The following is a 12,451-nucleotide window of genomic DNA, read 5'->3' on the forward strand; positions in this document are numbered from 1 at the left end:
TCGTTAAATTAGGTAGGATAAACCAATACCCATTCCTAATACGGCTAAAAATGAAACAGGATAAAGCCATACATAGCTCGGCTCTCGAGCACCTTTAGGTATAACTTCAGTGCTGGTTGGCGGCAATGCCTCTTCGGCTGAACGCATCACAAGCTCACTGTCTATGGTAAGTTTTTGCTGCGAAAAAGCCCCCACCAAACAACGCTCACACAATAAATTGATTAATCTAGGTACGCCCTGAGTAACTTGATAAATCGCTTTTAACGCATCACCTGAAAACAAGGCTTGCTCAGTGCCCGCTTTAAACAAGCGGTGCTTGACATAGGCAAATACTTGCCCTTCAGTCAGTGGCAGTAGGTGGTAACGTGCCGTAATACGCTGGGCAAGTTGTCGAAGTTCAGTACGTTTTAAAAGCTCCTGTAGCTCTGGCTGCCCTACTAACACAATTTGCAGCAGCTTTTTGTGATCGGTTTCGATGTTGGTCAGTAAGCGCAACTGCTCAAGTACATCTGGTGCGAGTAATTGCGCTTCATCAATAATTAAGATGGTATGGCCACCAGCTTGGTTATTTGCCTCAAGGTGCTTTTTAATCACATCAGTGAGGGTTTTTAATGTGGCATTGTCACTGTCGTAATCAATTTTCAATTCGTCGCAAATACTGGCAAGCAACTCTAGCTGCGACAAAGCTGGATTATGGATTTGCGCTACTTGGGTGTTTTCAGGCAACTGCTCGTGCAGGCTTCTTATTAATGTTGTTTTACCTGTACCGACTTCACCTGTTAATAGCACAAAGCCACCCGCTTCACCGAGTCCATAAGTAAGGTGTGCCAACGCCTCTTTATGGCGTTCACTCAGAAATAAATACTCAGGATTGGGGGCAATCGAAAAAGGTTTTTCTGACAAGCCGAAATAGCTTAAATACACCGTGATATTCCTTGCGTTTAAAATCACCGCCTATAATGGCAAAAAACAACGCTACTTAAAACCTTGTTCGCATTTTATTGAACAAATAACGTAAAATACTGAAAACACAAAATTGAAGGTGATCTATGCAGGTTTATTTAGTCGGTGGAGCAGTCAGAGACGCTCTACTTGGTCGTGAAATTAAAGAACGCGATTATGTGGTTGTCGGCGCCACACCTGAACAGCTAATAAACCAAGGTTTCCAACAAGTTGGCAAAGATTTTCCGGTGTTTTTGCACCCAAAAACCAAAGAAGAATATGCGCTTGCTCGCACCGAGCGCAAACAAGGGCAAGGCTATACAGGGTTCATCTGCGATTTCACTCCAGAGGTAACTCTAGAGCAAGATTTAATTCGCCGTGATTTAACCGTCAATGCCATTGCTCAAGCCGAAGATGGCAGCTTAGTTGACCCATTCGGTGGTCAAGATGACATCAAAAAGCGTGTATTACGTCATGTATCCGATGCATTTAGCGAAGACCCATTACGGATATTGCGTGTAGCGCGTTTTGCTGCTCGGTATCATTACTTGGGCTTTACCATTGCCCCCGAAACTAAACAGTTACTCATTGCTATGGTTAAAGCGGGTGAGCTTACAACTCTCACTGCAGAGCGAGTGTGGTTAGAGTGTGAAAAGTCATTAAGCGATGGTGCATTTAGCGATTTTTTAAATGTTCTTGCAAGTATTGGTGGCCTGAGTGTGATCAGTGCAGAGCTTGAAAAACAGTGGAATGAGGATATTTATAAAACACTCAAAGCTCGGTTCGAGTATGCTAATAACCATCAGTTGCATGATACCGCACTCTTATTTAGCCAAGTAACGCTAAGTTTATCTAGTCAGGAAATTAACAGTATCGCAAATACAATTCGCTTACCGAATGAAGTACGCGATCTGGCTATTAACGCGCAAACCCATCAAGCAGTTTTAGCTAGCGAACAGCCTAGTTGCGACGAGGTTTTTAACTGCTTTAACCAGCTTGATTTATGGCGACGCCCAGAGCGTTTTCAACAGGTACTTAAAGTGTTAGAAATCAGTTTACAGCACCCCGTACCATGCCATGAGTCGTTAACACTTGCTGCAAACCAAGCAAAGGCTGTTAACCCTCAGCAATTTATCGCACAAGGTATTAAAGGGGCGGATATAAAAACCGCGCTCGAACAAGCGCGGCTCAGCGCCATTAGTCGTTACTTCTCGTAACGTACAAGGCGTAAATAAATATCCGATGTTTTAGCATGTAAACTGTTGATACCTTTATCAAACTGATACACCCACGCTAAATCACTGCGAGTTATACCGGATGTGCTACTCCAGTAGTTTTGCAGCTTAGTTGATAAAAATACTGTTTCGTTAATGCTAGGCTGCACACAACTATGCTCTAAGATGCTTGCAAGTTCTTTAATATTAGGAACATGCCAATCAGAATAACCAGCGAATGTAGCATTTTTAGCACCTCGTAGCGCTTCACCCCATGTTAATTGCTGGCTGGTGCCTTCACATGCATCAATATCGCTATTATAGCTTTGCCCAAAAGTACAACGCTGCCACATCAAACCCGTTTTAATATCGCTAACAGTACCATCGATATGCGTGACAAAGCGGCTTGTTGGGGTTGTTTCGGTTGCTGCATCATAACAGACCTGAGCACTGACAATGCTCGGTACACTAACCAGTAAAGTAACGGCTGCAGATAGATATTTCATCATTTTACTCTCCCGGAGTTCTTACTAAACGCACAAAAGCCGTGTTGCCTTTTGGATAAGCTAAGTCATTCGCGTTACTCATATTTATGATATAAGCTTGCGACAAACTGGTACCATCCGCTGCAGTTTGTGAAGTCCAGTACGGCATGAATGCACTGCCATCAGTACTTAATTGCATCGCATTTGGCTGATTGGGGAAAAACTCAGTTGATAGTAAACTTGTACCACCTTGTTTAGCATAATCGAGTAACCCGAGTAACTCAGTATAAGTAGGAACACGCCAATTCGTGCCGCCGCAGAAGTCAGTGGCATTCACTTCATTTACATAAGTTTGTAAACCACACGATGTTGCACTTGGGCAAGTTGAATTTGCAGCGCCTTGAACGCTGCCTGCTTGAATGCCGTTTGAAGTCGTTAAATACCAAGTATAGTGGTTAGTCGCAGCGCGAGTTGTTGTGGCTGGAGGCAGTGCTGTGCTTGGGGATTTTACTTCCCAAATTAATCCTGTAACGTTATCACGAACACAACTAAATGTGGTCGCATCATCAGGTAGTTCATCAGCAAATTCATTCATTTTTGTGAAATCGAATGCTAAATCGCCCTGACCAATTTTATCCAGTTGGTTTGCAACGCTATCGCGACCAAGATCCGCATCTTGATCTGGAAAATCACCGCTCTTACAGTTTATTTTTTGTGAATTGTTGTAGCAATCACTCATGCCAGTATCGTTAATTAAACCAAGCGGTTTTGGGCTAATATCGATAGTCACGGTGTCGGTGTCACTACGCGATTTACTGTCTGTTACTGTTACTTCAAAGCTAAGCTCGGTATCGGTATCAACATCAGGGGCAACAAAAGTGGTAATACATTGATTTTGATTAGCAAGAGTGACTGTTTCGCCACTCATTTGCTGCCAAAAACACTCTTTCGTTGCGGTAACAATTTCGCTACCACTGGCATCAAGAGTGACCGTATCAAACTCAATTACTTGTTGATCTTCACCGGCATTGGCAATAATCACTTCAAGGGTTTTGTTTAAGGTAAATGTTTGCTCGGTACTGGCTGAACCGCCTTCGTCATCAGTCACCGTGAGTCGCCAAGTAATTGGCGTATTTGATTCAAGTAATGGGTGGGTAAAACTGATTGTTTGATTTTCAAAGCTATCAACGATGAGCTCTGGGCCATCGAGTTTATTCCAAAGATAGCTGTCAACCGAGCCATTTTCGTCAATATCGATTGACTCTGCACCACTAAGTACGATTGTGTCGTTATATTGTGATGGCAGCTCTTCAGGGGCAATTTGAGTGATTACAGCGACCGGCAATTGATTATTAGAGGTGATAAAAATACTCACCTCGTCAGAAACCAGTTGCCCATCCGTCGTTTGATAATTAACTCTCAGAATAAGCTCTGAATCTAATTTAATATCGGGAGCCGTCAGTGTTTGCTCAGCACCTTGTGCTGGAAAGCCTTCAATAACAGGACCACTGACGCGTTGCCATGTAAACGTACCATCAGCGGGAGAGCCCTTAGCAGAAACGGTAAACTCACTTTTTTCGATAATTTGCTGATCAAGACCTGCATTAACAGTCGCTGCAAGTGGGGTTTCACTTGAACCACCTCCTCCGCCACAGGCCGATAGTGCCGTTAATGCAACAAAGGTAAGAAGCACCAATCTCATATTTACCACCTTAAATTAACCACGCCAATTTATTAGGAACTGACAAATAAGGAAGTAACAAGCAAATTAAGTGCCAAGCTAAGGGTTATAGGTAACTTTCTTGGTGGATACGGACAAACAATTTGGTACCGACTTTACTGTAGTCTACTTTGTACTCTCTGCCATCAAGGGCTTGAATAAACAGTAATCGCTTTTCTTCTGCAAACACATCAGTGCTTGAAATATAAACCATTTCTAAATAACGTTCTTTGGCTTCACGGCGGTTTTTTGGCAGTTCATCTTTGAACGGCTCTAGGCCATTTTGGGTCACTTTAATTCGTGGGTGAGTTTCGCCATTGACGATCACCAAGTCGAGCTTCTTATCTTTATGAATAATCGTGTTGCGACCGCTTTTAATAAAAGCACGTTCTTGACTCATAGCCTGTTCCTACTTACTACCACCTACTGCTTATTATTTAAGCGAGTATTAATAAACTTGTTTGGGTTTAACTTCCAACGATTTAAATCTGCACTAAATTGCCAAATGTCAGTATCAAGAACATTGGCAGGCAATAATAAATCATATCCAGTCAATTGCCTTAAATGCTGCGTGCGATTAGCAAACATAGCAATCAATCCTTTGTAAAGCTGACCACTTGGGGCAGTGTATTCCGTGTCTTCTATAAGCCATTCTGATGGGCAATCGCCATTTTTGCAATGATTTTTAATAACTTGCATAAATAAATGACGTTGCTCTATCAATAATCGCCCGGCAATTCTGGGAGGGAGCTGCGTTAAAAATTCATCTATATTATTGAGTTTAATACCAACTGCGTTTAACTCAAGGTATTCGAGGTCTAGATGCACTTTTGGTATACCACTTTGGTAAAAATTATCGCGATTCAGCTGCCAATTGCCAGCTTTATGATGAAAAATAAGTAATTTCCCAGAAAAAGTAAAACTATAATATGGTTCTTGAGTCTTTAAAAAGCCAATGAAAATAGCGGCAATACAACTTGTTGCTAAAAATATTTCGATAATGCTGATCTCACCTGGCCTAAGCAGGTTAATCAACATAATAAACACCAACCCAATGCCCCCAACAAGTAAACATTCAATACCATGTCGAGATGCTTGGGCTCGCACTCGCAAAATAGGGGCTTGCTTATCCATAAAACGAAAAATAAAAAATAAACATAACAATAGTGACCAAAACTATCTTTCGGATCGTTAAACAATAATTACACTTTGGTTCTTTACCCACACCAAAACCTCTCTTTTCATCTCATAAAAGGAACAAATTTGCCGAACTTTTAACTTTTACGCCAAATTCACAAATAAACGAGATATCTGACATACGTGGCACGTACTAATTTTGTACACTACTCTCAACTAATTTTCTGGTAACACGATGATGTATTCTACACAATCCGGTAAAGCTCTTTTTCCTTTTATTATCACACTATTGCTAGGGTTATGTATTTATTTGTACTTACCTTCAAGTCAAGGCGAGCAATCAAATTTTGGCGATCGCACAACGCAAGTAAAAGCACACACAGTCACCGCTGAAGAAAACGCAGTGCTTATTGAAGCAATAGGCAGCGCACGTGCCAATCAGGCTATTTACATACGAAGCGCTCAAAACGATTATGTTACTGACATCTTTTTCAATGATGGCGACTTAGTAAGTAAAGGTCAAAAACTCGTACAATTACAAGCACAAGAAGAAGAACTCGCCGTTAAAGAGTTAAGTATCAACCTACGCGAAGAAAAACGCCAATTAGACCGTCTAACCGAGCTTTCACGCTCGCAAGCAACCGCTAAATCGTTATTAGAAGAGCAACTTTCACGTGTAGACGCAACCGAAGCACAACTTGAAAGTGCAAAAACAAAGCTTGCTGAAATGACCATCAAAGCGCCCTTCACAGGATTACTTGGCAAGCGCGAAATTTCTATCGGTACTTACGTTAACAACACTACCAACATCACCACCCTTGATGACATCAGCATCATTAAAGTTGATTTTAAAGTACCTGAAAAGTACTTAGCGCAATTACAACTGGGTATGAAAGTGATGACGCAAAATGATGCTTATCCTGATAAAACCTTCACAGGTAAAGTGACGCATATTAGCTCGCGCATAGATTCTGTTACTCGCAGCGTTGAAGTCACCGCAAGCTTTATTAACGAAAGCGGTTTATTACGACCTGGTATGCTGTTAAACACCGCATTGGAGCTAAGCTCAAGTCAGGCATTAATGGTGCCAGAAAAAGCCGTAATCCCTCAACAAGACAAACACTACGTATTCCAAATTGAAGACGGTGTAGCAAACAAAGTAGAAGTACATGTTGCTGGTCGTCATGACGGTTGGGTTGCTATTGATAAAGGTCTTGAAAATGGTCAACAAGTTGTAACCGAGGGCATTATTAAAATTCGTACCGGCAGTAAAGTTAGTATCAAGGGATAAACCATGAAAATTACAGATACTAGCGTTAAACGCCCGGTTTTTGCGATCGTAATAAACCTGTTATTACTCACCTTTGGTTTGGTGGCATTTTCAATGCTACCACTGCGTGAATACCCTGATATTGAAACGCCAATAGTTAGTGTAAGCACTGACTATACCGGTGCCAGTGCAGAAATTATCGAAACTAAAATCACCCAAGTACTCGAAAATCGCATTTCGGGTATTGAGGGCATCAAAAGCATTAACTCATCAAGCCGTAATGGTCGCTCTAACATCACCATTGAGTTTAATATCAGCCGCGACATTGATGCCGCATCTAACGATGTACGCGAACGTGTAGCCCGTGCTCTTGATAGCTTACCAGAGCAGGTTCGCCCGCCTGAGGTCTCTAAATCAAACAGTGATGAAAGCCCAATCGCATGGTTCGTACTAAACAGTACCACCATGGATTCATTGCAGTTATCTGATTACGCACAACGCTTTATTGTTGATCGATTAGCCGTTGTTGATGGTGTCTCTAACGTGCGCGTTGGTGGTGAGCGTAAATACGCTATGAAAATCTGGTTAAACCGTAAAGCGATGGCTGCACGCGGCATTACCAGTAGCGATATTGAAAATACATTACGTACAGAAAACGTTGAATTACCCGCCGGTGAAATTGAATCTATCGACCGTGATTTTACAGTACGTACTGCGCGTAGTTATAAAGATCAGCGAGATTTTAGAAATTTAGTAATTAAACGTGGTGAAGATGGCTATTTAGTGCGTTTAGGTGAAGTAGCTGATGTTCATTTAGAAGCTGCTGACGACGAAAGCCTGTTCCGTGGTAATGGCCGTAACATGATTGGTTTGGGTATTGTAAAACAAGCCAAAGCGAACACGCTTACCGTAGTTGATAACGCCCGTGCTGAGCTCGAAAAAATTAAGCGTAACTTGCCAGAAGGCACCACTATTCAAGACAGCTACGACTCATCAATTTTCATCAAAGAATCGATTGACGAAGTATATAGAACGCTTGCGATTTCAATGGCGCTGGTTGTGTTAGTTATCTACTTATTTTTAGGTAATATTCGCGCAACGCTTATCCCTGCTGTGACAGTACCTGTTGCGTTAGTGGGTAGCTTTATGTTCTTGCTTGCTATGGGCTACTCAATCAACTTATTAACTCTGCTAGCACTGGTATTGGCTATCGGTTTAGTGGTAGATGACGCGATTGTTATGCTAGAAAATATTCACCGCCGCATTGAGTTAGGCGAGCCACCTTTATTGGCTGCGTTCCGTGGTGCTCGTGAAGTTGGTTTTGCGATTATTGCCACTACCCTCGTCCTCATCTCTGTGTTCGTACCGCTGGTGTTTATGGATGGCCGTATTGGTGCTTTATTTACCGAGTTTGCGATGGCTGTTAGTGCTGCTGTATTCTTTTCTAGTATTACGGCATTAACACTTTCTCCGGCACTGTGTTCAAAAGTACTCAAGGCTTCTGAAAAAGAGAGTAAATTTAGCCAGTGGATGGATAAAACCTTCGCCAAAATCGAAAATGCTTATCGTAACTCACTTACTTCTAATATGGGCCGTAAGTGGAGCTTACTACTAACCATGATTTTGGCCGGTGTTGCCAGCTTTATGCTATTCCAAAAAGTGCCATCAGAGCTTACGCCAAAAGAAGACCGTGGTACTTTCTTTATCATGATGAGTGGCCCTGAGGGTGCAAGTTATGAAAATAACGCAGCCAACATGGCGAAAATTGAAGAACGTTTAATGCCTTACTCTGAGTCTGGCGAATTAAGCCGAGTGCTTGTTCGTGTGCCTGGCTGGGGTGGTCAAGGTGGTGTTGCTATCATTGGCATGGCTGACTGGGATAAGCGTAAGCGCTCAACCTGGGAAGTAATGGACGAGATAAGCAGTAAAATGACCGAAGTAACTGATGTGCGTGCGTTTGCAATTATGCGCCGTGGTATTGGCGGCGGTGGCTCATCACGTCCTATTGAGTTTGTACTGCAAGGTAATGATTACGACCAACTAGCCGATTGGCGAGACCGCATTATTAAGCGTGCAGAGAAAAACCCAGGCTTGGTAAGAATCGACCATGATTATAAAGAAACATTCCCGCAGTTTTTAATCAACATTGATAAAAACAAAGCAGCGGATTTAGGGGTTTCGGTGTCTGATGTAGGCCGCACTCTCGAGACCATGTTGGGGCAGCGCCGCGTAACAACCTTTATTGACCGTGGTGAAGAATACGATGTGATACTTAAAGGTACTAAAGAAGACTTTGCGAACCCGACCGATATCTCAAATATCTACTTAAAATCACGCAGTGGCGAATTAGTGCCGCTAGATAGCTTAATTACCTTAAAAGAAGAAGCCACCGCTTCACGTTTAAATCGTTATAACCGTATGCGCGCAATTACGTTAAGTGCAAACTTAGCCGATGGTTATACCCTAGAAGAAGCGCTTAATTTCTTAAATCAAGTTGCCGCTGAAGAAAACGACATCGATGGTGCAATTGACTATAAAGGTGAGTCGCAACTGTTCTATGAAGGCGCATCAGCAATGACCTATGTGTTTATTCTTGCGCTCACAGTAACTTTCTTAGTTCTTGCTGCACAGTTTGAAAGCTTTATTCACCCATTTGTGATTATGTTGACTGTTCCGCTTGGCTTAGTTGGCGCATTATTTGGCCTTTGGTACACAGATCTCACTCTGAACATTTACAGCCAAATTGGTATCGTAATGCTGATTGGTTTAAGCGCGAAAAACGGTATCTTAATCGTTGAGTTTGCCAACCAACTGCGTGATAAAGGCGTTGAATTTAACGAAGCGATTACCCAAGCGGCAACGCAGCGTTTACGCCCGATTATTATGACCTCACTGACCACAGTTATGAGCTCGGTACCACTGGTACTTGCAAGTGGCCCGGGTGCAGAGAGCCGTATGGTAATTGGTGTGGTGGTATTTACAGGTGTAATAGTGGCAACCTTACTAACTCTATTTGTTGTGCCAGCAGCATATACTGCCCTAGCCCGTAATACTCAGTCGCCTGAGTATTTACAAAGCAAGTTAGAACAACAAGCTAAAGACAAACCGTTGGAAGAAATTTAGAACTGTCTTTAAGCAACAATAAAACGCCGTCTTTACGGCGTTTTGTTTTTTCAGCTATAGTCAGCAAAACAGTGAGGGAATAAACGATGGATAACAACATACAAATAGCTACTTTTGGCGGTGGCTGCTTTTGGTGTATTGATGCTGCATTTAGACGAGTGAAAGGCGTGCTTAATGTCAGTTCTGGCTATGCAGGCGGTGAAATTGAAAACCCAAGTTATCAGCAAATATGTACTGGCTTAACGGGTCATGCTGAGGTTGTTCAGCTCGATTTTGACAGCAGTATTGTGAGCTATAATACCCTTCTTGAAATGTTCTTTACTTTACACGATGCCACACAATTAAATCGACAAGGCAACGATGTAGGCACACAGTATCGTAGTGTTATTTATTATCATACTGAGCAACAAAAAGCTGAAGCGCAAACGATGATAGCAGCTTTACAGAAGCAAATTCGTGAGCCAATTGTCACTGAACTTAGCCCAATATCGAACTTTTACCCAGCAGAGCAATATCACCAAGACTATTACAATGAAAACCCGAATCAAGGTTATTGCAGTATCCTTATCGCGCCTAAACTTGAGAAATTCGGTCAATACTTCGCTGATAAACTAAAATGAAAAAAGCTCGCTAAGTAGGTAGCGAGCTTTTAGACGCAGAACTAATAATTTTCCTTATTATTAGAACTGATAACGGGCACCTACAAACAAGCGGCGCTCGGCCGTGTTGTAGTAATAAAACTCGTCGTTGATAAAGTCACCATCTAAGTCAGTGCCATAGGCATCAACGGCGTTATACTCTTTATCGAATAGGTTTTCTACTCGTAAAGACACAGTTAAGTTGTCAGTCGCTTGGTAGTGACCGACTAAATTCCATAACGTATACGAAGGTAAGTGAGTTAGCTTGCCATCACGGTCACCACGGTATTGCATATCAATACCGGCATCAAAATCACCCCATGCTTTATGTAATGACCAATTCACACTGTGGTTTGACACATAGGTTAGTGACTGACCGGTTTCGGTATCTTCAGCAGAGAGGTAAGTGAAGTTAAAGCTGTGATCAAAGCCAAACACTTGGTTTTTAAAGCTAAACTCAACACCTTCATGGCGAGCTTCGTTTATATTAGTTGGGATCCACTGCCCTGCTGCATTTGGCGCCCAGGCGATTTTGTTGTCGATTTCGCTGCGGAAAATCGCAATATCAAGGCTAATATCATTCACATTGAGTGATAGGCCTAGCTCTTGGTTATCTGATGTTTCAGGGTTTAACTCTGGATTACCCGAGCCTGGATAATATAGGTCATTAAAAGTTGGAGATTTAAAACCAGTACTTTGACTTACACGGAATGTGGCGATGTCATTTAAGTGATAGCCAACAGCGGCTGTGTAAGTGGTTTCATCACCAAACTGCTGGTCATCATCTTGGCGAACAGTTAGGTTTGCAAGTACTTGTTCATCATCATAATAAGCGCCAACAAACGCAGCGAATACTTCACGGCTGTCTTTTAAGTAAGTACCTGAGTTAGTGTTCACTTCATCTTTATACCAATTCAAACCGCCACTAAGAGTCAGCGCTTGATTGAAAAAGTATTGGCCATTGTAATCAATTTGCTCACGCTCAGTTTCAAACTTATCGACCACCGTTGCGCCTGTGTAATCAATACGTGAGTCATCTGAACTATCACTTGATATGGCAATATCAATGGCATGGCTTTGTTTGTCGAAAGCTTTTTTCCAACCTAGTGAAGCTTGGTAATTTTCGAACTCGCCTTTTTCTACAGTGCTGTCTGCAGGGCTATAAGCGCTATCGTATTTTGCTTCGCCTTCTGAGTATTGTGCTTGCGCTAAAAACTCACCTAACTGCTCATTTTGATAACCTAGGTTAAAGCCAAGGTTTTTGTTCTCGTAGCCGTCTTCATCTGGCGCTAAGCCTTGAAGGACATCAAACCCATCTGTTTTTTCATAACCGGCATTAACGGCCACATCAACACCCGCAAACTGACCGCCTGTCGCTACTTGGTACTCTTGGTAAGAGTCTGAGCCAAAAGTGACATCTAAAGTCGTATTTTGTGCTTTACGCGTAATGATATTGATCACACCCGCTAGCGCATCAGAACCATATACAGCAGCACGTGAGCCTTTTACTACTTCAACACGTTCAATACTGTTTAAAGGAATATTGCTAATACTTTTATAGCCAAGTGTTGCTGATCCTGTACGTACACCATCAATTAAAATAAGCGTATGGCGAGAGCTTGCACCACGTAATGAAACACCTGAGCTTTGCCCAAAACCACCATTGGCATTAATTTGAAAGCCAGCTTGAGTTGCCAGTAAGCTTGGTAAGTCACGAACATAGCTTGCCTCAATATCAGCACGGTCAATAACTGTAACACTAGCTAATACATCATTAATTGATTGTTCGAATTTATTGGCAGTAACTGTGATGTGCTCGATTGATTGCTCGTCAGCAGATACAGAAAAAGACAACGCAGCAGCAATCGCTACGCCTAACGCAGATTTATTTAGCATGATATCCCCTAGCCTGTGCCCACCGC

At 42.3% G+C, this 12,451-nt stretch carries 10 protein-coding genes; 4 read left to right on the forward strand and 6 right to left on the reverse strand.

Going from position 1 to position 12,451, the window contains the following annotated elements; genetic code table 11:
- Positions 1-3: 3 nt before the first annotated feature.
- Positions 4-924: an AAA family ATPase gene (locus QL229_RS00885; RefSeq protein WP_135926037.1), complete on the reverse strand. Its 921-nt coding sequence runs from the start codon at positions 922-924 to the stop codon at positions 4-6.
- Positions 925-1,049: 125 nt separating this feature from the next.
- On the opposite strand from QL229_RS00885, the gene QL229_RS00890 reads away from it, so the two are divergent.
- On the forward strand, positions 1,050-2,159 hold the full coding sequence (locus QL229_RS00890; RefSeq protein ID WP_281546413.1) for a tRNA nucleotidyltransferase: 1,110 nt from the start codon (positions 1,050-1,052) through the stop codon (positions 2,157-2,159).
- Here the strand turns inward: QL229_RS00890 and QL229_RS00895 are convergent.
- The 4 genes from QL229_RS00895 to QL229_RS00910 form a co-directional block, all read right to left on the reverse strand.
- Positions 2,147-2,662 (reverse strand): DUF1566 domain-containing protein, encoded by a 516-nt coding sequence (locus QL229_RS00895; RefSeq protein WP_135926311.1) that lies wholly within the window; start codon positions 2,660-2,662, stop codon positions 2,147-2,149. The genes QL229_RS00890 and QL229_RS00895 overlap by 13 nt on opposite strands.
- 4 nt (positions 2,663-2,666) lie before the next feature.
- Complete coding sequence (locus QL229_RS00900) at positions 2,667-4,343, reverse strand: DUF1566 domain-containing protein (RefSeq protein ID WP_199526314.1); 1,677 nt, start codon at positions 4,341-4,343, stop codon at positions 2,667-2,669.
- 85 nt (positions 4,344-4,428) lie between these two features.
- On the reverse strand, positions 4,429-4,761 hold the full coding sequence (locus tag QL229_RS00905) for a hypothetical protein (protein ID WP_135926040.1): 333 nt from the start codon (positions 4,759-4,761) through the stop codon (positions 4,429-4,431).
- 23 nt (positions 4,762-4,784) lie between these two features.
- Complete coding sequence (locus tag QL229_RS00910; protein WP_138557249.1) at positions 4,785-5,495, reverse strand: DUF2982 domain-containing protein; 711 nt, start codon at positions 5,493-5,495, stop codon at positions 4,785-4,787.
- A gap of 241 nt (positions 5,496-5,736) precedes the next feature.
- On the opposite strand from QL229_RS00910, the gene QL229_RS00915 reads away from it, so the two are divergent.
- The 3 genes from QL229_RS00915 to msrA all read left to right on the forward strand — a co-directional run bounded on the left by QL229_RS00915 (position 5,737) and on the right by msrA (position 10,511).
- Positions 5,737-6,789, forward strand: a complete 1,053-nt coding sequence (locus QL229_RS00915; protein ID WP_135926312.1) for an efflux RND transporter periplasmic adaptor subunit — start codon at positions 5,737-5,739, stop codon at positions 6,787-6,789.
- Between the two features lie 3 nt (positions 6,790-6,792).
- Positions 6,793-9,891 carry an efflux RND transporter permease subunit gene (locus QL229_RS00920; protein WP_253038281.1) on the forward strand — a complete coding sequence of 1,033 codons (3,099 nt, stop codon included), beginning with the start codon at positions 6,793-6,795 and terminating at the stop codon, positions 9,889-9,891.
- A gap of 86 nt (positions 9,892-9,977) precedes the next feature.
- Positions 9,978-10,511 carry a peptide-methionine (S)-S-oxide reductase MsrA gene (msrA, locus tag QL229_RS00925; protein WP_135926043.1) on the forward strand — a complete coding sequence of 178 codons (534 nt, stop codon included), beginning with the start codon at positions 9,978-9,980 and terminating at the stop codon, positions 10,509-10,511.
- A 60-nt stretch (positions 10,512-10,571) separates the two neighbouring features.
- Here msrA and QL229_RS00930 read toward each other — a convergent pair whose 3' ends face one another.
- On the reverse strand, positions 10,572-12,425 hold the full coding sequence (locus QL229_RS00930) for a TonB-dependent receptor (RefSeq protein ID WP_281546414.1): 1,854 nt from the start codon (positions 12,423-12,425) through the stop codon (positions 10,572-10,574).
- Positions 12,426-12,451: the final 26 nt, after the last annotated feature.

Source organism: Pseudoalteromonas sp. PAR1 (assembly GCF_947311895.1).
GTDB classification, from domain to species: Bacteria; Pseudomonadota; Gammaproteobacteria; order Enterobacterales; family Alteromonadaceae; genus Pseudoalteromonas; species Pseudoalteromonas lipolytica_C.

What these genes read in the sequence shown, in the direction of transcription:
- QL229_RS00895 (WP_135926311.1), bottom strand. Translation starts at nt 2,662, where the DNA reads ATGAAATATCTATCTGCAGCCGTTACTTTACTGGTTAGTGTACCGAGC.
- QL229_RS00915 (WP_135926312.1), top strand. Translation starts at nt 5,737, where the DNA reads ATGTATTCTACACAATCCGGTAAAGCTCTTTTTCCTTTTATTATCACA.
- msrA (WP_135926043.1), top strand. Translation starts at nt 9,978, where the DNA reads ATGGATAACAACATACAAATAGCTACTTTTGGCGGTGGCTGCTTTTGG.
- QL229_RS00890 (WP_281546413.1), top strand. Translation starts at nt 1,050, where the DNA reads ATGCAGGTTTATTTAGTCGGTGGAGCAGTCAGAGACGCTCTACTTGGT.
- QL229_RS00910 (WP_138557249.1), bottom strand. Translation starts at nt 5,495, where the DNA reads ATGGATAAGCAAGCCCCTATTTTGCGAGTGCGAGCCCAAGCATCTCGA.
- QL229_RS00930 (WP_281546414.1), bottom strand. Translation starts at nt 12,425, where the DNA reads ATGCTAAATAAATCTGCGTTAGGCGTAGCGATTGCTGCTGCGTTGTCT.
- QL229_RS00920 (WP_253038281.1), top strand. Translation starts at nt 6,793, where the DNA reads ATGAAAATTACAGATACTAGCGTTAAACGCCCGGTTTTTGCGATCGTA.
- QL229_RS00905 (WP_135926040.1), bottom strand. Translation starts at nt 4,761, where the DNA reads ATGAGTCAAGAACGTGCTTTTATTAAAAGCGGTCGCAACACGATTATT.
- QL229_RS00900 (WP_199526314.1), bottom strand. Translation starts at nt 4,343, where the DNA reads ATGAGATTGGTGCTTCTTACCTTTGTTGCATTAACGGCACTATCGGCC.